The sequence below is a fragment of the Lentzea sp. NBRC 102530 genome, from assembly GCF_030269365.1.
In the GTDB taxonomy this organism is placed as follows: domain Bacteria; phylum Actinomycetota; class Actinomycetes; order Mycobacteriales; family Pseudonocardiaceae; genus Lentzea.
On sequence record NZ_BSTF01000004.1, the window covers coordinates 1 to 25,406 of the forward strand.

29 protein-coding genes, 2 rRNA genes and 1 pseudogene are annotated in these 25,406 nt (G+C 69.3%); 21 read left to right on the plus strand and 11 right to left on the minus strand.

Annotated features, from left to right (window positions below; genetic code table 11):
- From QSK25_RS11290 to QSK25_RS11300, 3 genes are all read left to right on the plus strand, one after another.
- Positions 1-96 (plus strand): 23S ribosomal RNA (locus QSK25_RS11290); the annotation flags it as partial.
- Between the two features lie 77 nt (positions 97-173).
- Positions 174-290, plus strand: a 5S ribosomal RNA gene (gene rrf, locus QSK25_RS11295).
- Between the two features lie 107 nt (positions 291-397).
- The gene (locus QSK25_RS11300; protein ID WP_285637647.1) at positions 398-1,225 is read left to right on the plus strand and encodes a GNAT family N-acetyltransferase; all 828 of its coding nucleotides are present in this window, start codon (positions 398-400) and stop codon (positions 1,223-1,225) included.
- Here the strand turns inward: QSK25_RS11300 and QSK25_RS11305 are convergent.
- Positions 1,222-1,671, minus strand: coding sequence for an Lrp/AsnC family transcriptional regulator (locus QSK25_RS11305; protein WP_285637649.1), 450 nt, complete (start codon positions 1,669-1,671; stop codon positions 1,222-1,224). The two genes, QSK25_RS11300 and QSK25_RS11305, sit on opposite strands and share 4 nt — an antisense overlap.
- Positions 1,672-1,752: 81 nt before the next feature.
- Between QSK25_RS11305 and QSK25_RS11310 the strand changes: the two genes are divergently transcribed.
- From QSK25_RS11310 to QSK25_RS11335, 6 genes are all read left to right on the plus strand, one after another.
- On the plus strand, positions 1,753-2,184 hold the full coding sequence (locus tag QSK25_RS11310) for a rhodanese-like domain-containing protein (protein ID WP_285637652.1): 432 nt from the start codon (positions 1,753-1,755) through the stop codon (positions 2,182-2,184).
- Between the two features lie 25 nt (positions 2,185-2,209).
- Positions 2,210-2,965, plus strand: coding sequence for a type 1 glutamine amidotransferase (locus QSK25_RS11315; RefSeq protein WP_285637654.1), 756 nt, complete (start codon positions 2,210-2,212; stop codon positions 2,963-2,965).
- Positions 2,966-3,051: 86 nt separating this feature from the next.
- Positions 3,052-4,185, plus strand: a complete 1,134-nt coding sequence (locus QSK25_RS11320) for an inorganic phosphate transporter (RefSeq protein ID WP_285637661.1) — start codon at positions 3,052-3,054, stop codon at positions 4,183-4,185.
- Positions 4,182-4,367, plus strand: a complete 186-nt coding sequence (locus tag QSK25_RS11325; protein ID WP_285637663.1) for a hypothetical protein — start codon at positions 4,182-4,184, stop codon at positions 4,365-4,367. The genes QSK25_RS11320 and QSK25_RS11325 overlap by 4 nt, the downstream gene beginning before the upstream one ends.
- Positions 4,368-4,394: 27 nt before the next feature.
- Positions 4,395-7,295 (plus strand): bifunctional [glutamine synthetase] adenylyltransferase/[glutamine synthetase]-adenylyl-L-tyrosine phosphorylase, encoded by a 2,901-nt coding sequence (locus QSK25_RS11330; RefSeq protein WP_285637664.1) that lies wholly within the window; start codon positions 4,395-4,397, stop codon positions 7,293-7,295.
- Complete coding sequence (locus QSK25_RS11335; protein WP_285637665.1) at positions 7,292-8,224, plus strand: NADP-dependent oxidoreductase; 933 nt, start codon at positions 7,292-7,294, stop codon at positions 8,222-8,224. Before QSK25_RS11330 ends, QSK25_RS11335 begins: the two co-directional genes overlap by 4 nt.
- A gap of 65 nt (positions 8,225-8,289) precedes the next feature.
- Here QSK25_RS11335 and QSK25_RS11340 read toward each other — a convergent pair whose 3' ends face one another.
- Positions 8,290-8,523 carry a hypothetical protein gene (locus tag QSK25_RS11340; RefSeq protein WP_285637667.1) on the minus strand — a complete coding sequence of 78 codons (234 nt, stop codon included), beginning with the start codon at positions 8,521-8,523 and terminating at the stop codon, positions 8,290-8,292.
- 120 nt (positions 8,524-8,643) lie between these two features.
- On the opposite strand from QSK25_RS11340, the gene QSK25_RS11345 reads away from it, so the two are divergent.
- From QSK25_RS11345 to ybiA, 3 genes are read left to right on the plus strand one after another with little or no spacing between them, the layout of a single operon-like run.
- Positions 8,644-9,201, plus strand: a complete 558-nt coding sequence (locus QSK25_RS11345) for a hypothetical protein (RefSeq protein ID WP_285637669.1) — start codon at positions 8,644-8,646, stop codon at positions 9,199-9,201.
- Between the two features lie 31 nt (positions 9,202-9,232).
- On the plus strand, positions 9,233-9,394 hold the full coding sequence (locus QSK25_RS11350) for a hypothetical protein (protein WP_285637671.1): 162 nt from the start codon (positions 9,233-9,235) through the stop codon (positions 9,392-9,394).
- 19 nt (positions 9,395-9,413) lie between these two features.
- A complete protein-coding gene (ybiA, locus tag QSK25_RS11355) occupies positions 9,414-9,911 on the plus strand; it encodes a riboflavin biosynthesis intermediates N-glycosidase (RefSeq protein WP_352235732.1) in 498 nt (165 codons plus the stop codon).
- 57 nt (positions 9,912-9,968) lie between these two features.
- Here ybiA and QSK25_RS11360 read toward each other — a convergent pair whose 3' ends face one another.
- A complete protein-coding gene (locus QSK25_RS11360; protein WP_285637673.1) occupies positions 9,969-10,409 on the minus strand; it encodes a hypothetical protein in 441 nt (146 codons plus the stop codon).
- Between the two features lie 71 nt (positions 10,410-10,480).
- Here QSK25_RS11360 and QSK25_RS11365 point away from each other — a divergent pair, with 71 nt between their 5' ends.
- Positions 10,481-10,744: a hypothetical protein gene (locus QSK25_RS11365; protein ID WP_285637675.1), complete on the plus strand. Its 264-nt coding sequence runs from the start codon at positions 10,481-10,483 to the stop codon at positions 10,742-10,744.
- Between the two features lie 56 nt (positions 10,745-10,800).
- On the opposite strand, the gene glnA is transcribed toward QSK25_RS11365, so the two are convergent.
- Positions 10,801-12,225 carry a type I glutamate--ammonia ligase gene (gene glnA / locus QSK25_RS11370; protein WP_285637677.1) on the minus strand — a complete coding sequence of 475 codons (1,425 nt, stop codon included), beginning with the start codon at positions 12,223-12,225 and terminating at the stop codon, positions 10,801-10,803.
- Between the two features lie 169 nt (positions 12,226-12,394).
- Between glnA and QSK25_RS11375 the strand changes: the two genes are divergently transcribed.
- On the plus strand, positions 12,395-12,868 hold the full coding sequence (locus QSK25_RS11375; protein WP_285637679.1) for an RDD family protein: 474 nt from the start codon (positions 12,395-12,397) through the stop codon (positions 12,866-12,868).
- Here QSK25_RS11375 and QSK25_RS11380 read toward each other — a convergent pair.
- Positions 12,865-13,068, minus strand: a pseudogene (locus tag QSK25_RS11380) (helix-turn-helix transcriptional regulator); the annotation flags it as partial. The gene QSK25_RS11375 and the pseudogene QSK25_RS11380 sit on opposite strands and share 4 nt — an antisense overlap.
- A gap of 38 nt (positions 13,069-13,106) precedes the next feature.
- Between QSK25_RS11380 and QSK25_RS11385 the strand changes: the two are divergent.
- Positions 13,107-13,361: a DUF1330 domain-containing protein gene (locus QSK25_RS11385; protein ID WP_285638678.1), complete on the plus strand. Its 255-nt coding sequence runs from the start codon at positions 13,107-13,109 to the stop codon at positions 13,359-13,361.
- A 64-nt stretch (positions 13,362-13,425) separates the two neighbouring features.
- On the opposite strand, the gene QSK25_RS11390 is transcribed toward QSK25_RS11385, so the two are convergent.
- Positions 13,426-14,154, minus strand: coding sequence for a DUF4191 domain-containing protein (locus QSK25_RS11390; RefSeq protein ID WP_285637681.1), 729 nt, complete (start codon positions 14,152-14,154; stop codon positions 13,426-13,428).
- Between the two features lie 60 nt (positions 14,155-14,214).
- Between QSK25_RS11390 and QSK25_RS11395 the strand changes: the two genes are divergently transcribed.
- The 4 genes from QSK25_RS11395 (at position 14,215) to QSK25_RS11410 (ending at position 18,278) form a co-directional block, all read left to right on the plus strand.
- Positions 14,215-16,284 carry an ATP-dependent DNA helicase UvrD2 gene (locus QSK25_RS11395; protein WP_285637683.1) on the plus strand — a complete coding sequence of 690 codons (2,070 nt, stop codon included), beginning with the start codon at positions 14,215-14,217 and terminating at the stop codon, positions 16,282-16,284.
- 140 nt (positions 16,285-16,424) lie between these two features.
- A complete protein-coding gene (locus QSK25_RS11400; protein ID WP_285637685.1) occupies positions 16,425-16,700 on the plus strand; it encodes a hypothetical protein in 276 nt (91 codons plus the stop codon).
- Positions 16,701-16,798: 98 nt separating this feature from the next.
- A complete protein-coding gene (locus tag QSK25_RS11405) occupies positions 16,799-17,119 on the plus strand; it encodes a WhiB family transcriptional regulator (protein ID WP_285637687.1) in 321 nt (106 codons plus the stop codon).
- Between the two features lie 286 nt (positions 17,120-17,405).
- Positions 17,406-18,278 (plus strand): class I SAM-dependent methyltransferase, encoded by an 873-nt coding sequence (locus QSK25_RS11410; protein ID WP_285637689.1) that lies wholly within the window; start codon positions 17,406-17,408, stop codon positions 18,276-18,278.
- Positions 18,279-18,963: 685 nt separating this feature from the next.
- Here the strand turns inward: QSK25_RS11410 and QSK25_RS11415 are convergent.
- The 4 genes from QSK25_RS11415 to QSK25_RS11430 form a co-directional block, all read right to left on the minus strand.
- A complete protein-coding gene (locus tag QSK25_RS11415; RefSeq protein ID WP_285637691.1) occupies positions 18,964-19,506 on the minus strand; it encodes a type IV toxin-antitoxin system AbiEi family antitoxin in 543 nt (180 codons plus the stop codon).
- A gap of 98 nt (positions 19,507-19,604) precedes the next feature.
- Positions 19,605-20,915 (minus strand): ABC1 kinase family protein, encoded by a 1,311-nt coding sequence (locus QSK25_RS11420; protein ID WP_285637693.1) that lies wholly within the window; start codon positions 20,913-20,915, stop codon positions 19,605-19,607.
- Positions 20,912-21,676, minus strand: coding sequence for a TOMM precursor leader peptide-binding protein (locus QSK25_RS11425; RefSeq protein ID WP_285637695.1), 765 nt, complete (start codon positions 21,674-21,676; stop codon positions 20,912-20,914). Before QSK25_RS11425 ends, QSK25_RS11420 begins: the two co-directional genes overlap by 4 nt.
- 82 nt (positions 21,677-21,758) lie before the next feature.
- Complete coding sequence (locus QSK25_RS11430) at positions 21,759-21,914, minus strand: DUF5679 domain-containing protein (protein WP_189160476.1); 156 nt, start codon at positions 21,912-21,914, stop codon at positions 21,759-21,761.
- 195 nt (positions 21,915-22,109) lie between these two features.
- On the opposite strand from QSK25_RS11430, the gene QSK25_RS11435 reads away from it, so the two are divergent.
- Positions 22,110-22,637 carry a M48 metallopeptidase family protein gene (locus QSK25_RS11435; protein WP_266039418.1) on the plus strand — a complete coding sequence of 176 codons (528 nt, stop codon included), beginning with the start codon at positions 22,110-22,112 and terminating at the stop codon, positions 22,635-22,637.
- A 319-nt stretch (positions 22,638-22,956) separates the two neighbouring features.
- On the opposite strand, the gene QSK25_RS11440 is transcribed toward QSK25_RS11435, so the two are convergent.
- Positions 22,957-24,267, minus strand: coding sequence for a zinc-dependent metalloprotease (locus tag QSK25_RS11440; RefSeq protein WP_285637702.1), 1,311 nt, complete (start codon positions 24,265-24,267; stop codon positions 22,957-22,959).
- Between the two features lie 44 nt (positions 24,268-24,311).
- Here QSK25_RS11440 and QSK25_RS11445 point away from each other — a divergent pair, with 44 nt between their 5' ends.
- Entirely contained in the window at positions 24,312-25,391 is a 1,080-nt protein-coding gene (locus QSK25_RS11445) for a YlbL family protein (RefSeq protein ID WP_285637704.1), read from the plus strand.
- Positions 25,392-25,406: the final 15 nt, after the last annotated feature.

The window sequence follows — 25,406 nt, forward strand, 5'->3', positions numbered from 1 at the left end:
AAGGCCCCCAGCTAGACCACTGGGTTGATAGGCCAGAGGTGGAAGACCGGTAACGGTTGGAGCTGACTGGTACTAATAGGCCGAGGACTTGTTACAAAGACGCTACGCATCCACTGTGCGGTTCTGGAAGAACCGAGCGGCAACCGATCGCCGCAGGTACAACTCCACAGAGTTTCGGTGATAATAGCGTTGGGGAAACACCCGGTCCCATTCCGAACCCGGTAGTTAAGCCCTTCTGCGCCGATGGTACTGCACTGGTTACGGTGTGGGAGAGTAGGTCGTCGCCGAACATTAATTCCGGAAGACCCCTGAGGGTCGAGCACTTCGAGTGCTCCCCTCAGGGGTCTTCTGGCATGTCCGGACTATTTCGCTTGCCCCCGCTGGTCTCATGGAAGCCATGGACGCGGTCGTGCACGCCAGCCTCGAGTCGTTCGACGTGGCGACCCTCGATCGGCTGGCAGCCGATCCGGTGCGCAACACGGTGGCCTTGACGACGTTGGACCGCGTCCGCCGAGCGCCGGCCGCGGACGAGGTGCTGACCCTGATCACCTTTCACGCCGACGGCGCGGTGATCGGTTCCCTCGTCCGCATCGGTGGCCGGCCGTTCCAGACGGCAGATCTCCCGATCCCCGCGGCAGGCCTCGCGGCGAACCTCGTCGCGAGGATCGATCCGGACTCCCCGGGGGTCACCGGCCCGTGCGAAACGGCTGAGGCTTTCGCCACAGCGACGGGAAGGGCCTACCGGCAGGCCTTGCACACGAGGCTGTACCGGCTCGGCACCCTCGTCCTGCCACAGGCCGGCGGTGCCGGTCGCTTGGCCACCGAAGACGACGTCGAACTCCTGGGCGTCTGGCGCGTGGCCTTCCTCGCGGAAGCCGTCCCGGAGCTGCCACCCGAACCGGCGACCGAAGCCATGCGCACCTCGGTGCGCCTCTGCAACGGCCACCTCCTCTGGGAGGTCGGCGGCACACCGGTCGCCTGGGCGATGGCCAGCCTCCCGCAGTTCGGCATGACCCGCATCGGCCCCGTCTACACCCCACCTGAGCACCGCCGGCACGGCTACGGAGCCGCGGCCACCGCCGCCGTCACGCGGTGGGCGCTCGACCGGGGTGCCACGGACGTTCTGCTCTTCACCGACCTGAGCAACCCGATCTCGAACTCGATCTACCAGCGCATCGGCTACCGCCCCGTCGAGGACTGGGCCGAGTACTGGTGGCAGGACTAGTCGAACAGCTCGGGTGCCAGCGGCCGGTTGCGCACGTGCGACGAGAACACCAGTGAGGTGGTCGTGTCGCCGTACCGCTGCATCACCTCGACGAGTTCCTCCAGTTCCACCATCGACCGGCAGACGACCCGCAGCAACCAGCAGTCGTCGCCGGTCACGTGGTCCGCGTCGAGGATCTGCGGCAGCACCAGCACCTGCGAACGGAACCGCGGCGTGTCCAACGACCGCACCCGCACGCGCACGATCGACTCGATCGGCAACCCCAGCCGGGCCGGCGACACCACCGCGGTGAACCCGGTGATCACGCCCAGGGACTCGAGCCGGCGCACCCGTTCGGTCACGGCCGGCGCCGACAACGACACCTGCCGCCCCAGTTCCGTGAACGACATCCGCCCGTCCCGCTGGAGCAGCGACAGGAGCTTCCAGTCCACCGCGTCGAGTCCCACCTGGAAATCATAGGAAGAGCAGCCGGAACGCCTGGACTTCAGCATGTCCGCACACCACCCGCCGCCAGCAGGATCAACGGCATGACGAACGCACTGCGCTTCCCCGCCGCCGATCCGCACACCGCGGCCGCCCACTTCGCCGCCGAGCTCGCGTTCGAGGCCGACCCCGACGACGTGCACCGCGACCTGCGGGACGGCAACGTCACCGGTTACGTCCTGGTGGAGACGCGCGCCCCCGAGGCGTTCGCCCAGGCCCGCATCCCCGGCGCGATCAACCTGCCCTACCGCGACCTCCCGGAGACCCTCGACCTCGACCCGGACCTCGTCTACATCTGCTACTGCGAGAGCTTCCAGTGCAACGCCGCCACCAAGGGAGCCCTCGCGCTCGCCCAGCGCGGCTACCGGGTGAAGCGGCTTTCCGGCGGCATCACGGCCTGGCGGGACGCGGGCTACCCGGTCGAGTCCGACGAGCTCGTCGGCGCCGCCGTATCCAAGGTCGCGTGTCACTGCTGACCTGCTCCCACCTAGGCTCGATGCCGTGAACGCACCGCGCCTGCTCGTCCTGCAGCCCTCGCAGTCAGACCCGCTGGCCAAGCTCGGGGACTGGCTCGACGCCGAGGGCGTCGAACTCGACCTCGTGCCGCTCAAGGACCAGCCCGCGCCGGCGAACCTCGACGGCTACGACGGCGTGATCTGCCTCGGCGGGGAGATGGGCGCGCTCGACGACCTCGACCACCCGTGGCTCGCGGACGTGCGCCGGCTGCTGTCCAGCGCGGTCGCGAAGAAGCTGCCGACGCTCGCGATCTGCCTCGGCGCGCAACTGCTCGCGGCCGCCACGGGCGGGCAGGTGCGCAAGGGTCCACAAGGGCCGGAGGTCGGTGTGCTGCTCGTCGCGAAGCGGGACGCGGCGGGCATGGACCCGTTGTTCGCGGACCTGCCGTTCACGCCCGACGTCCTGCAGTTCCACAACGACGAGGTGCACCTGCTGCCGCCCGGCGCGGAACACCTGGCGGCCTCTCCCAAATATCCGAATCAGGCGTTTCGGGTCGGTGCGAGTGCTTACGGCCTCCAGTTCCACATCGAGACGACGCCGGAAATCGTCTTGAACTGGGCCGCCAAGGACCCTGATTCGGCGGCCTGTGCGCGAGCTCACCACTTCGACCAGGAGTTCCTCGAGCAGGCGCACCGGGACATCGAAGAGGTGTGGCAACCCTTCGTCGCCCGCTTCGCGAAACTCGTTCGGGGAGAACTGTTGCCCGCAGGCGGGTTTGGCACACAACTTCCGTTGGTGTGACATAACTTTCGTAGGTTTTAAGACTTCCTCCGTTAGCGGTACCGTAACCTCCTGGACAGCTTGTTCGATCCAGCCGGAGGATCACTGTGGATCCCGCTCTTGTAGTGATAATCGTCGTCGTCACTGCTCTCATCTTCGACTTCACCAACGGGTTCCACGACACGGCCAACGCCATGGCCACCTCCATCGCCACGGGTGCGTTGAAGCCCCGCACGGCGGTCGCGTTGTCGGCGGTGCTCAACCTCGTAGGCGCGTTCCTCTCGGTCGAGGTGGCCAAGACCATCTCCGGCGGCATCGTCGACGACGCCAAGATCACGCCCGCCATCATCTTCGGCGGGCTGGTCGGCGCGATCATGTGGAACCTCGTCACCTGGTACGCGGGGCTGCCGTCGAGTTCGTCGCACGCCCTGTTCGGCGGCCTGATCGGTGCCGCCTGGGTCTCGTCCGGTGTGGACGCCATCCACTTCGCCAAGGTCGTCGACAAGGTCCTGGTGCCCGCCATCGTGGCGCCGCTCGTCGCCGGCCTGGTCGCGGCCATCGCCACGATCATCGTGTACCGCCTCAAGAAGGCGGCCGACCCGCGCACCGCGCACACCGGCTTCAAGGTCGGCCAGGTCGCGTCCGCCTCGCTGGTCTCGCTCGCGCACGGCACGAACGACGCGCAGAAGACGATGGGCATCATCACGCTCGCGCTGATCACGTCCGGTTCGCTCGCGCCCGGCTCCGGCCCGCCCACCTGGGTGATCGTCAGCGCCGGTCTCGCGATCGCGCTCGGCACGTACCTCGGCGGCTGGCGCATCACCCACACACTGGGCCGCGGCCTCACCACGATCGAACCGGCGCAGGGCTTCGCGGCGCAGACCTCCACCGCCACCGCGATCCTCGCGTCCTCGCACCTCGGCTTCGCACTGTCCACGACGCACGTCGCGTCCGGCGGCATCATGGGCTCCGGCCTCGGCCGCGACCGCCGCGGCGTCAAGTGGGGCACCATGGGCAAGATGGCCGCCGGCTGGCTGCTCACCCTGCCCGCCGCGGGCATCGTCGGCGCGCTCGCCGGCAAGTGGGCCTCGACCGGCACGGTCGGCATCGTCGGCGTCGCCGTCATCGGTTCCGTCGTCTCGTTCGGCATCTGGCTGCTGGCCCGCCGCGAGCCGGTGAAGCCCGAGCAGATCGTCGACGAGGTGGCCGCGCAGGCCGAACTGCACAAGGTGGCGGCATGAAGGTCGACTGGATGGCGCTCGTCCAGGTCTTCGGCGCCACGCTGCTGGTCACGGTTCTGGTCGTGACGTTGTTCGTCGTCGGCATCCGCGCGCTGTCGGGTGAGAAGAAGGTGCCCGCCTACGCGAGCTTCGCCGGGTGCGTCGCCGTGGTGCTCTACGGGTTGTCTCTGATCGTCTTCTGACGTTGCACGGCATAGGGTTGGCTCACGATGAGCGAACCAGTCCGCCACGCGTCTCCCGCACGATTCGGGCTCACCGAGCCGCGCAGCGAGGAAGTGCTGCGCGGCCTCGGTCTGTGGGCTGACCGCAGGCCCGCCGACGGCGCCGAGCCCGTGCTGTCCGCGCTGTCCCGCTGCCCCGATCCCGACCTCGCGCTGCGGGGCCTCGAACGCCTGCACGACGTCGCCGACTGGGACGCCCTGTCGGCCGCGCTGCACGACGACGTGGTGGTGCGCGGGCGGCTGCTCGCCGTGCTCGGCTCGTCCACGGCCCTCTCCGACTTCCTCGTCGCGAACCCCGACCGGTGGCGTTCGCTGACCGACGACGTCGACGTGTCGCTGGAGCTGGCCGAAGACGACGTGCTGCGCACGGAGTACCGGGCGAAGCTGCTGCTCGTGGCAGCCAACGACCTGGCGCACGTCGTCGAGCCCGACCTGCCGTACGTGCCGTACGACATCGTGGCCGAGCAACTGTCCGAACTGGCCGTCTCGGCGTTGCGGGCGTCGTTGAAGCTCGCGGCCGAACGCGTCAACGGCGCTGACCGCTGCCGGCTCGCGGTGATCGCGATGGGCAAGTGCGGCGCCAACGAGCTGAACTACGTGAGCGACGTCGACGTGGTGTTCGTCGCCGAGGGCGAACTCGGCGTGGCGACCCGGCTGGCCAGCACGATGATGCAGATCGCCGGCCAGTCGTGCTTCGAGGTCGACGCCGCGCTGCGTCCCGAGGGCAAGGCGGGCGCTCTGGTCCGCACGCTGGACGGGCACGCGTCGTACTACAAGAAGTGGGCGCGGACCTGGGAGTTCCAGGCGCTGCTGAAGGCGCGGCCGGTCGTCGGCGATGCCGAACTCGGGCAGGCGTACCTCGACGTCGTGCGGCCGTACGTGTGGACGGCGGCCGAGCGCGAGAACTTCGTCGAGGACGTGCAGGCGATGCGGCGCCGGGTCGAGGACCACGTGCCGTCCGGGCTCGCGGACCGCGAGCTGAAGCTCGGCCGCGGCGGGTTGCGCGACGTCGAGTTCGCCGTGCAGCTGCTGCAACTCGTGCACGGTCGTTCGGACGAGGACCTGCGCATCCAGGCGACGACGGCAGCGTTGGCCGCGTTGGGCCAGGGCGGGTACGTCGGCCGTGAGGACGCGGCGGAGTTCGGGCGCTCGTACCGGTTCCTGCGCACGTTGGAGCACCGGCTCCAGTTGCAGCGGATGCTGCGCACGCACCTCTTCCCGGCCGACGACGACGCGACGGCGTTGCGGTGGCTGGCGCGGTCGGTGGGGCTGGCGGCGGACGGGCGCAAGTCCGAGGGGCAGGTGCTGCTGGCGGAGTTCCGCAGGCACGCCAACCAGGTCCGGCGGCTGCACGAGAAGTTGTTCTACCGGCCGCTGCTGCAGTCGGTCGCCGGGGTGCCGACGGAAGCGTTGCGGCTCACCACCAAGGAGGCCGTGGCTCGACTCGCGGCACTGGGCTACACCTCGCCGGACGGCGCGTTGCGGCACATCCAGGCGTTGACGCAGGGGATGTCCCGGCGGGCGCGCATCCAGGGTGCGTTGCTGCCGGTGCTGCTGGACCTGTTCGCCGGCACGCCCGACCCGGACGGCGGGCTGCTCGCGTACCGGAAGGTGTCCGAGGCGCTCGCGGAAACCCCCTGGTACCTCCGGCTCCTGCGCGACGAGGGCGCGGTCGTGGAACGGCTCGCGGTGCTGCTCGGCACCTCGCGGCTCGTGCCGGATCTGCTGGTGCGCGCGCCGGAGGTGTTGCGGCTGCTCGCGGACACCGAGGCGTTGGTCGGTGGTGATCCGCACGCGATCGGGAAACCGTTGCGCAGCGCCGTTTCCCGCTACGGCGACGCGGCGCGGGCGATCGCGGCGGCGAGATCGTTGCGGCGCCACGAGCTGCTGCGCATCGCGGCCGCGGACCTGCTCGGGTTCATGCCGCTCGAGACGGTGTGCGTGTCGCTGTCCGAGGTGTGGAGCTCGGTGCTGCAAAGCGCGTTGGACGCGGCGGTGCGCGCGTCCAGCGAACCGGTCGCCGCGTTGTCGGTGATCGGCATGGGCCGGCTCGGCGGCCACGAGCTCGGGTACGGGTCGGACGCGGACGTGCTGTTCGTGTGCCGGCCGCACGAGGGCGTGTCCGACGCCGACGCGGTGAAGTGGGCGAGCGGCGTCGTCGAGAAGATCCGGCGGCTGCTCGGGGCACCGTCGCAGGACCCGCCGTTGCAGGTCGACGCGGACCTGCGGCCGGAGGGACGGCAGGGGCCGCTGGTGCGGACGCTCGAGTCGTACCGCGCGTACTACCGGCAGTGGGCCGAGATCTGGGAGAAGCAGGCGCTGCTGCGGGCCCGGTTCATCGCGGGCGACGCCTCGCTGGGCGCCGACTTCGAGGCGTTGATCGAGCCGTTGCGCTACCCGGCCGACGGTCTGGACGCGGCGTCCGTGCGGGAGATCCGGCGGATCAAGGCGCGGGTCGACGCGGAACGGCTGCCGCGCGGCGCTGACCCGAGCACGCACACCAAGCTCGGCCGCGGCGGGCTCGCGGACGTCGAGTGGACCGTGCAGTTGTTGCAGCTGCAGCACTCCGGCGCGGTGCCGGGGCTGCGTACACCGTCCACAATGGCCGCGATGGCCACTGCCGTCGAGGCCGGGCTGCTGGCGGAGGAGGACGCGGCGGCGCTCACGGCCGCGTGGAACCTGGCGACGCAGGCGCGCAACGCCGTGACGCTGGTGCGGGGCAAGGCGTCTGATCAACTGCCGACGTCCGGGCGCGACCTCGTCGCGGTGGCGTCGGTGATGGGGCACGAGCCCGGCGGAGACCCGGGGGAGTTCCTGGAGGCGTACCGCAGGACCACTCGCCGTGCGCGTGCGGTGGCGGAGCGTGTCTTCTACGGTGAGAAACCGTGAAAGCGATCGCGTTGACCCGCTTCGGCGACGCCGAGGTCATGTCGTTGCAGGAGCTGCCCGACCCGTTGCTCGGGCCCGACCAGGTGCTGGTGGAGGTGCGTGCGGCCGGGGTGAACCCGGTGGACTTCAAGATCAGAGCCGGGTACCTGAGCGGCCTGATGCCGCACCACATGCCGTTGATCCCCGGCTGGGACGTCGCCGGCGTGGTGCGGGCCGTCGGCATCGGCGTGCAGGACTGGAAACCCGGTGACGAGGTGCTCGCGTACGCCCGCAAGGACCACGTCCAGTTCGGCGCCTACGCCGAGTTGATCTCGCTGCCGGACCGGCTGGTCGCGCGCAAACCGTCCACCGTGGACTTCGTGACGGCGGCGGCGCTGCCGCTGGCGGGGCTGACCGCGCTGCAGGCGTTGAAGGTGGCCGGAACCGGTTCCGGGGACGTCGTGCTGGTGCACGCGGCCGCCGGTGGCGTCGGGCACCTGCAGGTGCAGATCGCGCGGGAGCTCGGGGCGTCGCGGGTGATCGGGACCGCGTCGCCGCGCAACCACGACTTCGTGCGCTCGCTCGGCGCCGAGCCGGTCGCGTACGGAGACGCGCTGGTGGACGCGGTCGCGGAGCTCGTCGGCGGCGACGGCCTGGTGGACGTGGTGATCGACAACGCCGGCGGGCTCGCGTTCGACCAGTCGTTGCAGCTGGTGCGCGACCGGGCGCGGATGACGTCCATTGTGGACGGACCGAGGGCGCTGGAGAACGGCGTGGTCAACACCTGGGCCCGGCCGAACGCCGAGCAGACGCAGTGGCTGGTGGACCTGGTCGCCGCGGGGCGGTTGCACGTCGAGGTGCAGCAGACTTTTCCCTTGGCGGAGGCCGTTAAGGCGCACAAGCTGCTCGAAGGTGGCCACGTGCGCGGAAAAGTTGTGCTGACCGTCTGAAACCTTCAGGTATTTCTTCAGGTTCGGGGGCACTCCTGACGGGGTGCCCCCGGTTCTGGAACTGCTCAGTCCTCGTCGGAATCGGGGTCCACCGCCGGAGCGCTGGTGTAGACCTCGACGACCCACTCCTCCTCCAACGCTTCCGCGTCGTCGACGTCGGGCACGAGCCGGTTGTAGACGCGGACACCGAGGTCGAGCACGTCAGCGGCCTGAACCGCTTCGAGCGCATCTCCCGCGGAGTCGAAGATGTGGGTGGTGAGCAGCTGCGGAGCCGTGAATTCGGCGACATCTTGAGACACGCGCGGACACTAGCGCATTGACGTTTCACCCAATCGAGATGAGACTAGGCGCGCCCAGAGGGGGAGCTGTGGGCACATCCCGGGGGTCGAACGAAGGAAGTCATGCAGCATCGTCGGGTCATGCGCGGAACGAAGACCGCGGTCACGATCGCGGGTGTTGCCGTTGGTGTGCTCGCGCTACTGGGTGTCATCCAGTTCGCACTGAGCGGTGAGAACTCGGCCGCTCAGCCCAATCCGACCGGTACGACGACCACGACGAACGTCGTCGAAACCCCTGACGGCGCACTGGAAACGACGGAGCCGTCGGCCGAGGTGAAGGTCGGGACGGGCTCGTTCAAGCAGCAACGCGGCATGCTGACCATAGAGGTCACCCGCGTCGAGGTGGCGAACAGCCGCGTCAAGCTCTTCGTGACGGCCACGAACGCCTCCCAGGCCCGCATGACCCTCCCCGTGGTCGGAATCGCGGTCCTGGACGATCTGAACCGGACCTACGCGGCATCGAGCAGCAAGTGGGAAGGCCCCATCATCCAGGGCACCACCGCCTCGGGCATCGTGGTGCTCGACGAGAAGCTCGGCGCGAATGTGAAGTCGCTCACCCTGACGTTCTCGTCGATCTCCGGCCAGTTCGCCCCGACCGGCGCCGCGATCACGGTCACCGGAATCCCGCTGCCGAAGTGATTTTCTGACATGACCTGGGTACGCCCTGGACATGACTCAACGCGGAAGTGACCAGCACGGCTTCGCGAAGGACGACCTCCTGAAGAAGGAGATCGAGAACGAGTTGCGCGCCAACGGCCCGACGCGTGCGGAGGCCTGGCGCGAACCGGAGATGCCCGAGCCCGACGAAAACCCTGACGACTCACTGCGCTAGGACGCCTAGTCTTCGGGCCGTGAAGTACCTGTTCTTCTGGGGACACCAGCCCGAACGTGACGGCGGCATCGGCAAGGGATGCCTGTCGCAGTGGTGGCCGTGCTCCTTCGAGGCGGACGGCGAGACGTTCACGTCCGCCGAGCACTACATGATGTGGCGCAAGGCGTTGCTGTTCGACGACGCCGGCATCGCCGCGCGCGTACTGGCGGCCCGAACCCCCGCCGAGGCCAAGGCACTGGGCCGCCAGGTCTCCGGTTTCTCCGACGCCGCGTGGGTTTCCGCGCGCATGGAGATCGTCGTGTCCGGCAACCTGGCGAAGTTCGGGCAGGACCCGGCACTGCGCACCTACTTGCTGGCCACGGGGTCGCGGGTGCTGGTCGAGGCCAGCCCGCAGGACCGCGTGTGGGGCATCGGCCTCGTCGCCACCGACCCGCGAGCGGCGGATCCGTCGCAGTGGCTCGGCCTCAACCTGCTCGGCGAGGCCCTGATGGAGGTTCGCGCGAAGCTCGCGACGTGATTCCGCGCGCAATCAGTCCTCTTCGGATCGGCGCGGCAATCTCGTTGAGCGGCAACCTCACCAGACCCAGCAGTAGAGCCCGAGCTCGTCCTCGGCCAGCGTCGCGACGCCGTGCACGACCTCCAGCCTCTCCCCGGCGGTCAGCTCGTCCTCGTCGATCTCCACGAGGAACTCGCCCCACCGTTGCGCGACCCCGAGCAACTCGTCCCGCGTGGCGTTCGCGAGCGCGGCGCGAAGCTTGTCCGGCATGACGAACACGCCGATGCCGTCGTTGCGGTACTCGGCCACGTACCGCGGCCACTCGCCCCTGGTCTTCTGCTCGTCGCCGGTGAAGGGCCGTCCCGGTGCCTCGAGGTGCCTGGCCCACTCGACGACCGCCATGTCCGGGTCGAAGTTGTGGAACTCCAGTCCCTGGAACTCGGGCGTGGGATGCCGGTCGCGCGTGGCGGCGGCGCTCTCGTCATCGGGCGCGAGGAAGAACACGATGTCCCTGGGCACGGTTTTCATTGAACAGGAAGTGCCTCCGCGTCCGTGTACACGGTGACGCCGACCTGACAGGGAGAACCGCGATGTTCAGCTACTCCGGCCCCGCCCGCCTCGTCTACGCGGACGGCAACGCGGTCGAGCTGGACCGCGTCGACCTGATCGAGACGGTGAACGACGCGGGCATGTGGCAGCTGTCCGGCGCCGGCTCGGCCGCGGACGAGCTGACCGGCGGCGAGGCGCGCATCAAGCTGCCGACCGGCGGCGAGGCGGACGTGGTGGTGTCGAACGTGCGGGTGAGCGAGGGGATCAACGGCGTCTCGTCGAAGGCGACGCTGATGGGGTCCTAGACAGCCGGAAGGCCCGGCAGGAGTCCTGCCGGGCCTTCCAGGTGGAGTTCAACCGATCACACGTCGTAGTAGAGCGCGAACTCGTAGGGGTTCGGGCGCAGGCGCAGCGGGTCGATCTCCTGCTCGCGCTTGTACGAGATCCAGGTGTCGATGACGTCCGGCGTGAACACGCCGCCCTCGAGCAGGAACTCGTGGTCCGCCTCGAGGTTGTCGAGCACGGCGTCCAGCGTCGCGGGGACCTGCTTGACGTCGCGGGCCTCCTCGGGCGGGAGCTCGTAGAGGTCCTTGTCGATCGGGGCCGGCGGCTCGATCTTGTTCTTCACGCCGTCGAGGCCCGCCATGACCATCGCCGAGAAGGCGAGGTACGGGTTGCCCGAGGAGTCGGGGCAGCGGAACTCGATGCGCTTGGCCTTTGGGTTGTTGCCCGTGATCGGGATGCGGACGCACGCCGAGCGGTTGCGCTGGGAGTAGACCAGCGAGACCGGGGCCTCGTAGCCCGGGACCAGGCGGTGGTACGAGTTGACCGTCGGGTTGGTGAAGGCCAGCAGCGACGGCGCGTGGTGCAGGATGCCGCCGATGTAGTGGCGGGCGGTGTCGGACAGACCCGCGTAGCCGCTCTCGTCGTGGAACAGCGGCGCGCCGTCCTTCCACAGCGACTGGTGCGTGTGCATGCCCGAGCCGTTGTCGCCGAACAGCGGCTTCGGCATGAAGGTGACGGACTTGCCGGCCTGCCACGCGGTGTTCTTGATGATGTACTTGAACAGCATCAGGTCGTCCGCGGCGTGCAGCAGCGTGTTGAACTTGTAGTTGATCTCGGCCTGGCCGCCGGTGCCGACCTCGTGGTGGGCGCGCTCGACGGTGAAGCCCTGGGCCTCCATGTTGAGGACCATCTGGTCGCGCAGGTCGGCGTAGTGGTCGTTCGGGGTGACGGGGAAGTAGCCGCCCTTGTACTTGACCTTGTAGCCGAGGTTGCCGCCCTCTTCCTCACGGCCGGTGTTCCACCAGCCGGAGACCGCGTCGATCTTGTGGAACGCGGAGTTGGCGGTCGTGTCGAACTGGACCGAGTCGAAGATGTAGAACTCGGCCTCGGCACCGAAGTACGCGGTGTCGGCGATGCCGGAGTCGGTGATGTACTGCTCCGCCTTGCGCGCGATGTTGCGCGGGTCGCGGCTGTACGCCTCACGCGTGAACGGGTCGTGCACGAAGAAGTTCACGATCAGCGTCTTCTCGATCCGGAACGGGTCGAGGCGCGCGGTGTAGAGGTCGGGCAGCAGGAGCATGTCCGACTCGTGGATCGACTGGAAGCCGCGCACGGAGGAGCCGTCGAAGGCGAGACCCTCTTCGATGGCGTCAGCGTCGAACGCCTTGGCGGGCAGCGTGAAGTGCTGCATCACGCCCGGCAGGTCGCTGAACCGCACGTCGACGAACTTGACGCCCTCGTCGGTGATGAACTTCAGCACCTCGTCGGAATTCTTGAACACCCTCGTCGACTCCTTGACTATGGACAACGGCTTGTCATCACGAGCGACCGTATGTCGGCGGTGTTGCCCGTCCGTCACTCGGATGTTTCGCCAGTGTTAACGGGGTCGTCCGAAGGGGCAAGACGACCTGGACGTGCTCACCCGGTGAGCACGGCTTTACTCTGGTGGGGTGAGCAGGTGGACCGGTTCGTGGCTGTCAGGACCCGACTCGGTGCTGTCGCCGGGCGAAGGCTCGAACGACGGCACGCAACAGCGGTGGCGCGGTGAGCGGCACGGCTTCCCCAAGGACGGGCCGGGGTCCATCGCCTCGATCGGGCGGCGCACGTTCGCCATCCTCGTCGACTTCCTGCTCTCGGCCGGTGTCGCCGCGCTGTTCACACAGCCCGACCTGCCGAAGAACTGGAGCCTGCTCGCCTGGTTCGTCATCACCACCGTCGCGGTCGCGTTCTTCGGGTTCACGCCCGGTCACGCGTTGCTCGGCCTGCGGGTGGCCCGGATCGACGGCAAGCAGTTCGTGCACCTGCCGCGTGCGCTGCTGCGCACCATCCTCATCTTCCCGCTGATCCCCGCGCTGGTCTGGGACGCGGACGGGCGCTGCCTGCACGACAAGGCCGCGGGCACCGTGGTCATCAAGGTCCGCTAGCCGCGCCGGAACCTGCCGGGCGCCACGCCGAACTCCCTCTTGAACGCCGCCGCGAACGCGAACCCGGACGTGTGACCGACCTGCCGCGCCACCGCGGCCAGCGTCTCGTCGCCGTCGCGCAGCATCTGCGCGCCGCTGCTCAGCCGCCACCGTGTCAGGTACGCCATCGGCGGCTGCCCCACCAGCGTGGTGAACCGGCGCGGCCCACGCGCATCGTCGCGATGACAACGACTCCGACATCGCCGACGACGAGGGCTTCCAGCAGTACGTGGACCAGGTGTTCCCGCTCATGGCGAAGGTGGGCGCGCGCAACGTCCTCGACGCGGCGGCCCCGCAGGTGCTGGAGGGCGACTGGTCGTGGCGCAGGCTCGTGATCCACGAGTCCGAGAGCATGCAAGCCGTGGAGGACTTCTGGAACTCGCCGGAGTACGCGCCGCTCAAGGAGCTGCGCAGGCGCTACTCGACGGTGCGGGTCGCCGTCGGCGGCGCCTGACGTGAAGAGGCCCGCCGCACGAGATGTGCGGCGGGCCTCTTCACGTGGTGGGAGCAGGTGCAGATCAGCGGCGGCGCATCGCGCGCTGGACGTTGCGCATCTTGGCGCCCGCCGGCATCGGGCCCTTGGGCAGGGCCGGGCCGCGGCTGGCCAGCGCGGCGAGGCGGGTCTCCAGGGTGTCGACCTGGGCGGCCGTGATGTTGCGCGGCAGCTTCATCAGGGTCGACTGCAGCTTCTTCAGCGGGACCTGGCCCTCTTCGCTGCCGATGATGAAGTCGTAGATCGGGGTCTCGCCGACGACGCGGGAGATGCGCTTCTTCTCCTGCGCGAGCAGCGGCTTCACCCGCTGCGGGGCGCCCTCGGCGACCAGGACCACGCCCGGACGGCCGAGCACGCGGTGCACGGCGTCGAGCTGCGTGGTGTTCGCGACGGCGGGCGTGACGCGCCAGCGGCCGCGCAGGTTCTCCAGGGCCCAGGCACCCGCGCCCGGCTGGCCGTCCGCCTTGCGGAAGACGTTGCTCTGGACGCGGCGGCCGAAGATGATCACGGCCAGCAGCGCGCCGATCGCGACGCCCAGCGGCACGAACATCCAGACCGCGTCGAAGACCAGGCCGAGGACCACGGCGATGGCGGTGACGCCCAGGACCGCGCCCAGCATCAGCGGCACGAGCGCCTTGTCCTCGCGGCGCTGCATCTTGAACGCCTCGAAGATCTGCTTGCGCCGTTCGCGTGAAGCCGCGCGGCGAACCTTCGCCGCTTCCTTCGCCGCCGCCTTGTCCTGCTTACCAGCCATGTGGACAGGATACGGCGCGGTGGTATCAGACTCGCATCGGCCGTCTGCGAGACTGCCGGGATGGACGCGTTGCTGGAGGGTCTCGATCCGGAACAGCGCGCAGCGGTCGAGGCTCCGCGCGGCCCGGTCTGCGTGCTCGCGGGTGCCGGTACCGGTAAAACGCGCACCATCACGCACCGCATCGCCTACCTCTGCCAACGCGGTCACGTCGCTCCGTCGCAGGTCCTGGCCGTGACGTTCACCAAGCGCGCCGCGGGGGAGATGCGCACGCGTTTGCGTTCTCTCGACGTGCACGGCGCACAGGCCGTGACGTTCCACGCCGCCGCATCACGCCAGCTGCGCTACTTCTGGCCGCGCGTCATCGGCGGACCGCGCTGGGAGCTGGTCGACCAGAAGATCCGCGTCGTCGCCCGCGCCGCGACCAGGCTGGGCATGCCGACCGAGTCGGACGCGCTGAGGGACCTGACCAGCGAGATCGAGTGGGCGAAGGCGTCGCTGCTGGCGCCGGAGGACTACCCGGCCGCCGCCTCTCGCGCCGCGCGGGACATCCCGGCGCCCGCCGAGCAGATCATGAAGCTCTACCGGACCTACGAGGAGCTCAAGAACGAGGCGCAGCTGCTCGACTTCGACGACCTGCTGCTCTACACGGCGGGCGCGCTGGAGGACAACGCCGAGGTCGCCCAGGAGTTCCGCGACCGCTACCGCTGCTTCGTCGTGGACGAGTACCAGGACGTGACGCCGCTGCAGCAGCGCGTGCTCGACTCGTGGCTGGGTGCGCGCGACGACCTGACGGTGGTCGGCGACGCGAACCAGACCATCTACTCCTTCGCGGGCGCCTCGCCGCAGCCGTTGCTGAACTTCGGCCGCCGGTTCCCCGAGGCGGTCGTCGTCCGGCTGGAACGCGACTACCGGTCGACGCCGCAGGTCGTGGAGCTGGCCAACGACGTGATCAAGTGGGCGCGCGGCCGCCCGGCGGGCTCGCGGCTCAACCTGATCGGGCAGCGCCCGGAGGGCCCGAAGCCGCGGTTCCACGAGTTCGACGACGAACCGGCCGAGGCCGATGCCGTCGCCGGGCGCGTCAAGGCGCTGCTCGACGAGGGCGTAGCCGCGTCCGAGATCGCGATCCTCTACCGCGTCAACGCCCAGTCCGAGGTGTACGAGCAGGCGCTCGCGTCGCTGGGCATCCCGTACCTGGTGCGTGGCGGCGAGCGCTTCTTCGAACGCGCCGAGGTGCGCCAGGCGATGATCACGCTGCGCTCGGCGGGCGACGTCGCCGGCAGCCTGCCCGAGGTGGTGCGGTCCGCGCTGCACCGCGTCGGGCTGACCGACGAACCGCCGACCGGTGGCAGCGCGCGGGAGCGCTGGGAGTCGTTGCTCGCACTGGTCGAGCTGGCCGAGGAGTTCGCCGCCGCCTCTCCCGAGGCCGACCTGCCGCGCTTCTGCGTCGAACTGGACGTGCGGGCCGAGGCGCAGCACCCGCCGACGGTCGAGGGCGTGACGCTGGCGTCGCTGCACGCCTCGAAGGGCCTCGAGTGGGACGCCGTGTTCCTCGTCGGCCTGGTCGAAGGCACCATGCCGATCCAGTACGCCGACGGCGACGAGGCCAAGATCGAAGAAGAACGACGCCTTCTCTACGTGGGTGTCACGCGCGCGCGTGAGCACATCTGGCTGTCGTGGGCGCTGGCGCGCGCCGCCGGTGGGCGCAAGTACCGCCGCCGTTCGCGCTTCCTCTACAGCCTCGTTCCCGAGAACCACCCGGCCGCACGGGTATCTGCCGGCGCGGCGCGGCCACCTCTCATGAAGAAGGAGAAGCCGACCTGCCGGGTGTGCGCGTCGACGCTGGTCGAGGCGCAGGCCGTCAAGCTCGGCCGATGCAGGTCCTGCCCGTCCGATGTGGACGAAGAGCTGCTGGAGACCCTCCGTCAGTGGCGTGCGGGACGCGCGCGGGAGCTGAAGGTGCCCGCGTACGTCGTCTTCACCGACGCGACCCTGATGGCGATCGCCGAGCAGCGACCCACGGATTCGGCCGGACTGGTCGCGATCTCGGGCATCGGCGCCTCGAAGCTTGATAAGTTCGGTGACGACGTGTTGGGCCTGGTCCGAGCCGGTGTCGGGTACTCCGCCACCTGATCGGGACAAGTTTCGTTAAATAGGTTGCGAGCCTGTGGGACAGGGTCATAACCTGCTCATGCCGGGTCCGGAGGACCCGTCTGGGGAAGAAGAACTACTACTCGCTCTCTGCGCAGAGCTCTCTTGAGGAGGTGGCCGTTGTGAAGCTCACCACGACTTCGCGCGCGCTCGGCCTCCCGTTGACCGAGGGCTTCTGCGCGTCTGCCTCCGTTCAAGCGATGTGGCAGAGCTCTGCCCTGAAGCCGGTCGGCTTCAAGGGACGCGAGCGCGGCACCGCTCTGCGGGGCGGCAGTGCACTGATCGGCGCCGAACTGCGCAACGAGCAGCCCATCGTGCTGCCGGTCATCGATGCGGTCCACAACTACACGAATGCGCTGTCCGCGCATCAAGTGAGAAGGCTCCTGCCGACCCCATAGAGGGGTCGAAGGACCACCAGGCTCACGAAAGCCGCGGACTCGCACAGAGTCCGCGGCTTTCGTGTTTTTGCAGTACCCCACACAAGGAGAAACACCTGATGTTGACGGCGACTGTCCCGCTCACGGGCGAGACACTTCCGGACCTCGCGGAGGGGCTCGACATCCCCTGCCGCACCCACAACCCCGACCTCTGGTTCGCCGACGCTCCAGCTGACCTGGAGAAGGCGAAGTCCTTCTGCGGGACCTGCCCGGTCCTCGCCGAGTGCCTCGCCGGCGCGATCGCGCGTCACGAGCCGTGGGGCGTCTGGGGTGGAGAGATCTTCGAGCGCGGTGTCGTCATCGCGCGGAAGCGGCCGCGTGGCCGTCCGCGCAAGGACGCGGCAGTTGTTCCGGCCAGCAGGACGGAGTCGGCAGCGTGAACACCGTGCAGCTCAACCACAACGCAATGCCCGCCTACCTGAACGAGGGCCTGACTCCCATGTCTCTGTCCGAAGAACTCGTGCGAATACGAATACAAGAAGCCCAGAGGTTCGCTGAAGAGCAACGCGTGGCGAACCGCCTCGCGGCAGCGCAACGTTGGCGCAGGTTGTCGCGATGGGCGGGACGCAGAGCGGCTCGCTTCGACCTCTGACAGTCACGAGCTGAGGCCGTCATCCACGAGAAGGTGGATGGCGGCCTTCGCCGTTCCTCCGTACCGTCCCCTTTGTGCCGCAACACACACACGACGGAATCGACTGGTCCTCCCGCCTCCACGCGATGAGGCGCTACGGCTCCCTGCAGGCGGAGGCGCTGACCTCAGTGGCCCGCAGACTCGTCGAGCCACTACCCGACTCACCCGTGGTGATGGACGTGGGCTGCGGCGCCGGCACCATGAGCGTCCCCCTCGTCGCAGCCCTGCGAGAGCACGGCGGAGGCGTCCTGGTCCTGGTCGACGCCACCCCCGAACTGCTCGACGCAGCCTGCTCCGCGGCCAGAGCCGAAGCCGACGGCGTGGTCCAGATCAAGCCGGTCCTGGCCGACCTGGCCTCGGAAGACCCGCTGTCGTTCGTCGGCCCGGTCGAGCTCATCTGGGGCTCCCGCGTCCTCCACCACCTCCCTGACCAGCAGCGAGGCGTCCGGCGCCTGGTTTCGGCGCTGGCACCCGGTGGCTGGCTGGCGCTGGCCGAGGGCGGCCTCGAGACCCGCTTCCTGCCGTGGGACCTCGGCGTTGGCGCCCCCGGTCTGCAGGACCGGTTGGCTGCGGCTCGCGCTTCCTGGTTCGTGTCGATGCGCGAGGGCATGTCCGGCTCGGTGCGCCTGCCGGTCGGCTGGAACGTGGCCTTGGCCGATGCCGGCCTCGGTGAGATCAGCGCCTTCAGCTTCGTGGTCGACCATCCGGCGCCGGCCAAGCAGTTGGTGCGGGACTGGGCCGTTGACCGGCTGACCTGGTTGGCCGAGGTCGCCGGGCCTCAGTTGCACCCTTCTGATCGAGAGGCGTTGCGTCGGCTGCTCAACCCGTCCGATTCCGAGTTCGTCGGGCTGCGGGAGGACGTGTTCCTGCTGGAGACCGACACCGTTCACGTCGGGCTTCGGCGGTGAGTTCTTCCGCAGTGGTGGGGGAGGCTTGTCATCGGTGTGGGCGGTTGAGGTCCTCCGTTTCCGATTTGGAGTTCTTGGCTTGGTCTTCGGAGCGGGTTTCGGGTGGGGTGCGGTGGTTGTGCCAGGTTTGCGCCAAGGCCCATGTTCGGGACATCGAGGGCAAGTTGCCCGATGAGTACTGGCGTTGACCTGCCCGTTTGCGTGGGGTTGAGGCCCTGGGGATCCGTCGCCTTGCGAGGGTGGTCCCGTTGGGGCGTTTCGACTGTGTGGGGTGCGATTGGGGCTTGACCTTGAGCCTCTGGCGGGATGCGTTCGCGGCCTCACAAGCCGGGGATCAAGAGCGCCCCGGCCGGACCGAGCAGGTTGGCATTCGCCCTCTCAAGGTCAAGCCCCGATCGCCAAGACAGGGGGAACCAGCCAGGTGATGAGGATCGGCCCGTTCGGGCTCGCCTTTGGCCTCGCCGCGCCGGGATTCGTAGGTGGCTGGCTCACGCCTTCGGCTGTCCGGTTGGCGCCGCGCGCCGGGCCAAGATGGTGGTCGGCTCGTGTTGGCGACTGCGGTTGGCACCGCCAACCCATCTGACGTTCTGCTCGCCGTCGCCTCTGCGGCTGCTCTTCCCGTAGTCCGGCCGTCGGCCGCCCGTCCGCCGGTCCGTGCCCGCCCATCGGCCGCGGCTCGCGGCCGTCACGGTGGGTAGAGGTGGCTCAAGGCCTGTCTGGCCAGGGCTGTTCCTCGGCGGCAGCCCGTTTCCAGCTCCTCCCGCAGGTCGCGTGGCGTGCACAGGCGGGCGTCCACCACGGCGTCGAGGATCTCCACCACCGCTCGTGGGTTGGTTTCTCGGCGGGCCAGGTCCAGGGCGGCTCTGGCTGGTGCGGCCAGGCGCAGGCCGTGGCGTTCGACCACTTCGGGTGGGCGGGATGTTCGTTCCAGCAGGATCCAGGGGTGGGCTCGGCGCGCGTTCATGCCCGCCAGCACGTGGATGTGGCGGGGGAGGGGGAGGGTGGCGCCCTGGCGGATCAGGGCGTCGGCGCCGGTGATCACCGCGGAGAGGCCCACGAACGAGAGGACGGCTCGTAGGCGGTCGAGACGGGTCGGTGGGGACAACGTGGTCAGGACTACGCCGGGCAGCAGCTTTTGCCACGGGCCCGACGGGGTGCAGGCGTGGTGGATCGCTCGCGGGGAGAGACCGGATTTGCGCAGTTCAGCGGTGGTTGCGATCGAGGTCATGGACCCATCGTGGACCAAGCTGAAGGCGTCGAACCGGGGTCGAGAGCAACCTGTGGACAACTTCGGGACAGTTCACTCGAACGAGTAGATCGGACGAACTAGTCGTCGAAGCCTGGTTGCCAGCGGGCCACGATTTCGCGGGCGGTCACATGGGCGTCGAGCTGGCAGAGGATGCCGGTGGCGCCCATCGTCACGCGGTGGATCAGCAGGTACTGCGGCGGCAGGTTCAGGGAGCGGCCCGTTTGTGAGTCCGGGCTGCGGAGGTCGCCCACCCGTTCCGCCTGCGACTGGAGCCAGCGGCGGGTGAAGTGGAACGACTCGGTGCGCAGCGGTTCCACGAACGGGGCCAGGTAGCCCAGGACGTCCTCGCCGTGCAGTTCCATGCCTTCGCGGATGAAGTTCTCGGTGCGCAGCAGGTCGACCAGGTCCGCGGACCGGCCGTCGAGCGCCAGGCGGGTCATCAGGCCCAGGGTCTTCGGGAGTCCGTCGGGGAGACGGGCCACGGCGCCGAAGTCGATCACGCGCAGCCGGCCGTCGTCGCCCAGCATGAAGTTGCCGGGGTGCGGGTCGGCGTGCAGCAGCCCCGAGCGGGACGGGGCCGAGAAGTGGAACTCGGCCAGGAGTTGGCCCGCCAGGTCGCGGTCCTCGGCGGAGCCGTCGCGGATGATCTTGGACAGGCCGACGCCCGAGGTCCACTCCGTCACCATGACCTTGGGGGCCGAGGCGATCACGCGGGGGACCAGCACGTGCGGGTCGTTCTCGAAGGCCTTCGCGAACGTGCGCTGGTTGGCGGCCTCGTCGCGGTAGTCGAGCTCCTCCAGGTACCGGTCGCGCAGCTCCTCCAGCAGGGGGCGCACGTCGGTGCCGGGCATGATCGCCTGCAGCAGCCGGGAGAACCGGAGCAGCTGCTTCAGGTCGGCGCGCAGGGCCTCGTCGGCGCCGGGGTACTGGACCTTCACCGCCACGTCGCGGCCGTCGTGCCACACCGCGCGGTGCACCTGGCCGATGGAGGCCGAGGCGGCCGGGTCGTCGTCGAACGACTGGAAGCGCTTCGTCCAGGACGTGCCGAGCTGCTCGGCGAGCACGCGGTGCGTGGTGCGGGCGGGCATCGGCGGGGCCGCGGTCTGCAGCTTGGTCAGCGCCTCGCGGTACGGGGCCGCCAGCTCGTCCGGGACCGCCGCCTCGAACACGCTCAGGGCCTGGCCGAACTTCATCGCGCCGCCCTTGAGCTGGCCGAGCACCGCGAACACCTGCTCCGCCGTCTTGGCCGTCACCTCGGCGTTGACCTCGTCGGCCGCGCGTCCGGTCAGTCGCTTCCCCCAGCCGCCGACAACCCGGCCTGCCACCCCGAGCGGGAGGCTCGCCAGCTTGGCGGTGCGCTGCACGGCCTTGCGCGGAATCTCGGTCACTCGGCCATGTTATGTGCGGAGCACTGACAGTCAGGGTGCGGATACCAGCTACGCCTCTCAGCGACGCCGGTCGCGAGGTCGAGCTCGACAGTGGCGTTCACCACGGGAGGAGGTGCCTGGTCGCGGCCCGTCAGGTAGTTCAGCGACTCCAGGATCTGCGCCACGGCCAGCGCCGCCGTTCCCGACGCGAACAGCACGTCGTACGAGGCGGGCCTGCCGACCAGCTGGGCCGCGATGACCGGCCACTGCGGATCCTGGTCGGTGCGGTGCAGGTCGGCGCAGTTCAGGCACGAGGAACGGCCGGGCAGCACCAGCGGCCCCACGATCGCCACGCCCTCACGCACGCGCACGGCCAGATGTGGCGTCCGGAACGCCATCAGCGTGCTCACGAGGTTCGGATCGGGGACGAGCGTCGCCGCCAGAACGGTCAGATCGGCGTTGTGCGCGAGCTGCACGCCTGATTCAGCTAGAAGCGAAGTAATTGAAAGCGCAAGGTGTCCCGACCCGTGCACCGCGGCCGTCCCGCTCCTCGCAGGGGAGCCGGGTTCCAGCAGGCCCGCCTGGTCGAGCGATTCGAGAACTTCACCCAACCGGGTGGGGCTCTCGCCTCGGGATTTCAGCTTTTCACCCAGTTCAGCGACGGTGAGCCGGCCGTCGAGGTTGATCAGCTCTTCGACCAGGGCGTCGGACAGCGAGTCGATCACCACGGCGTGCTTCGGGTCGGTTCCGACCTGCACGACACCGGCGGACCTGCGGGTCACGGCCAGTCCGGCACGCACTCTGGGTCTTGTCTCCACAGCGGTACAGACTGGCAGGGGGCGAGGCCCCCTGCCAGCCAAAACGTCAGACCTTGGCCTTGCCGAGGATCCGCGTCATCTTCGTGCCACAGACAGGGCAGGTGCCCTTCGCCATGCGCCGACCATTGGTCTCCTCGACGTTGCCGTCGAAGTCCCGCTTCTCGCGGCACTTGACGCAATAGCCGTTGTAGGACTCGGCCACAGCCCCTCCCTTGCAGTTGTGAGTGCGGACACACTCGGGGACCTTGGCGCGACGGTACCTCCGCAAGCGTGCGAAACCGCGCATGTCGTTTTCGCGCGTGTCCAGCCGCCGTTCGGTGGAACTTCACCCGCCGGGTGCGTGCCTGCCGCCGGTTGGGGGCGGAAAATTGTCGGTGGCGGCGTTTACGGTGACTCCATGGCCGAACCGCGGGTGGAAGTGCGGCGGAGCCCCCGGCGCCGCCGCATGGTCAGCGCGTACCGGGAGGGTGACACCGTCGTCGTCCTCCTACCGGCACGGATGACCAAGGGGGAAGAGAAGCACTGGGTGGCGGAGATGTTGAGCCGCCTCCAGCGCAGCGAGACGCGCAGGAAGTCTCCTGCGCGCACATCGGACGAGGCGCTGATGGCGCGGTGCGCCGAGCTCTCGGCGCGCTACCTGGACTCGCTGGCGGAGCCCGCGAGCGTGCGCTGGGTGCCGCCCATGCGCACGCGGTGGGCGTCGTGCACGCCGACGGAGGGCACGATCCGCGTGTCCGAGCGGCTGCGCGACGTGCCGCCGTGGGTGCTCGACTACGTGCTGGTGCACGAACTGGCGCACCTGCTCGTCCCAGGGCACGGCAAGGACTTCTGGGAGTGGGTGCATCGCTACCCGAAGACCGAGCGGGCCATGGGCTACCTGGAGGGTCTCTCGGCCGCCGCGGGCTTGGGGATCACGGAGGACTGAGCGTCGGGTAGGGCGAGGTGTGCTCGCGGAGAGCGCTCGCCGTGTCCTCGGTCAGGTATCTCCTGGGGGCCGAGCCCCCAGATCCCGCGCCGGGGCAAGACCCCGGACCCCCGAGACGCTTGGCAGGGGTGTGCTGGCGGGGAGCGCTCGTCGGGTTCGCTTCACGTGCCTGCTGGGGGCTGAGCTCCCAGACCTTGCGCTGGGGTAAGCCCCGGAGTGCCGAAACGCTCGGCGAGGGTGTGCTCGCTGGACCTGGAACGCGACGCGCCCGGTGAGGAAGGTCCTCACCGGGCGCGGTGCTCAGGTGTCGAGGTGCTGGTCAGGCCCCTTCGGGCTGGTCCCCGCCCTCGGACTTGCCCTCGTTCTCGCGCATGGTGCGCTCCAGCTCGGCGATGGGGTCCTCCAGCGCCTTGCGGGTGTTCGTCAGGCGCTCGGCGAACTCCAGCGGGTCGTCCAGGTCGGCCGCGGTCGGGACGAGCTCGGCGTGCTCCCACACGCTGTCGCGCACCTCGACACCGTGCTGGTCGCCGATGAGCTTCCACAGCGCGGAGGCGGCCCGCAGCTTGCGGGGGCGCAGTTCGAGGCCCACGAGCGTCGCGAACGTCTGCTCGGCCGGGCCACCCGAGGCGCGGCGGCGGCGCAGCGTCTCGCGCAGTGCCGGCGCGCCGGGCAGGCGGTCGGCGACAGCGGCGTCGACCACGACGTCGACCCAGCCTTCGACGAGAGCGAGGAGGGTTTCCAGCCGTTCCAGAGCGGCCTTCTGCTCCGGGGTGGTCTGCGGTTCGAGCAGGCCCGAGCCCATGGCCTCCTCGATGGAGGCCGGGTTCGACGGGTCGATCTGACCCGCGAGCTGCTCCAGGGCCGACGTGTCGACCTTGATGCCCTTGGCGAATTCCTCGACGGTGTCGAGCAGGCGCTGCCGCAGCCACGGCACGTGGGTGAAGAGGCGCTGGTGGGCGGCCTCGCGGGCAGCGAGGAACACCATCACCTCGGACGCCGGGCGCTCCAGGCCCTCGGTGAACTTCTCGATGTTCGCCGGCAGCAGGGCCGCGGTGCCCTCGGGACCGAGGGGCAGGCCGACGTCGGTCGAGGTCAGGACCTCGGAGCCGAGCTGCGCCAGTGCGTTGCCGAGCTGCGAGCCGAAGGCCATGCCGCCCATCTGGCCGAGCATCGCGAGCAACGGCCCGGCGGCCTGCTTGGCCTCGGCCGGCATCGCCTCGACCCACGCGCCGGACATGCGCTGGGCGACCGGGTCGCACAGGCGTTGCCAGGTCGGGATGGTGCGCTCGATCCAGTCGCGCGCGGTCCACGCCTGGGTCGTGCGGGTGCCGGCGGGCAGCGACGTGACCGGGTCGAGCCACATCTCGGCCAGGTGCACGGCGTCGGTGACCGCGCTCGACTGGTCGGCGCCGAACCCGATCGTGGTCGTCGTCGAGGACAGCTGCTGGAACGCGATCTGCTTGGCGAGGTCGTAGTTGACCGGCCCGCTCGACGACCCCGCGTTGCTCAGCATGGAGCCCAGCTGGCTGAGCATGTTGCCCAGCTGACTGAAGTCGAACGGGTTGTCTCCCGGCTTCCCGCTCTTGTCGTCGGGGTCGTGCGGGCTGAACCCGAACGGCACGTCACTCATGCCTCTACCGTACGCGGATAGACATGGTCGTACGCTGTTCAGCCGTGAGTGAAACCGTCACGACCGCACCCCCACCCGCGCTCCCGCCGAGGGAGCGCGGACTGACCCGCCGGACGTGGACGCTGATCGTCAGCTTCCTAGTGGTGGCGGCGCTCGGACTGCTCGGCGGTTTCGCCAGAGTCCCGTACGTCGCGCTGGGCCCCGGCCCGACCTACGACGTGCTCGGCAAGGTCAAGGACACCGACGTCGTCGCGGTCGACGGGCAGGACACCTTCCCCACCAAGGGGACCCTGCGCATGACGACGGTCTCGCTCACCGACGAGGTCTCGCTGTTCGGCGCGCTCGGGCTCTGGCTCTCCGGCCGTTACGCGCTGGCCCCGCGCGAGGAGTTCTTCAAGCCCGGCGAGTCCGAGCAGGAGGTGCAGGAGAACAACGAGCGGGCGTTCAGCGAGTCGCAGACCGCAGCCGAGGTCGCCGCCCTGCACTACCTGAAGTATCCGGGCATGGTGGTCGCGAACCAGGTCACCAAGGGCAGCCCGGCGGACAACGTCATCCCGCTCGGCGCCCGCATCATCTCGGTCAACGGCAAGCAGGTGCAGAGCGCCGCCGACGTCAGCGCGGCGCTGGAGAACACCAAGCCGGGCGACCGCATCGAGGTGGCGTTCGAGAAGGACGGCACCTCCCAGTCGACGCAGCTCACCCTCGGCACCCGCGACGACGGCCGTCCCGCGGGCTTCATCGGCATCTCGCCGGTCGACCGCGCCGACGTGCCGTTCAAGATCAAGATCAGCCTGTCCGACGTCGGCGGCCCGTCCGCCGGTCTGATCTTCGCGCTGGCGATCGTCGACAAGCTGACGCCGGGCGAGCTCAACGGCGGCAAGGCCATCGCGGGCACCGGCGAGATCGCGGGCGACGGCAAGGTCGGCCCGATCGGCGGCATCGCGTTCAAGATGGTCGCCGCGAAGGAGGCGGGCGCCGAGGCGTTCCTCGTGCCCGCCGCCAACTGCAACGAGGCGAAGCAGCAGACGCCGGAGGGCCTCAAGCTGATCAAGGTCGACACGCTGACCGACGCCGTGTCGTCGCTGGAGGCCCTCAACGCGGGCAAGGAAACGCCGAAGTGCTGAGGTGGGGGACCCGCT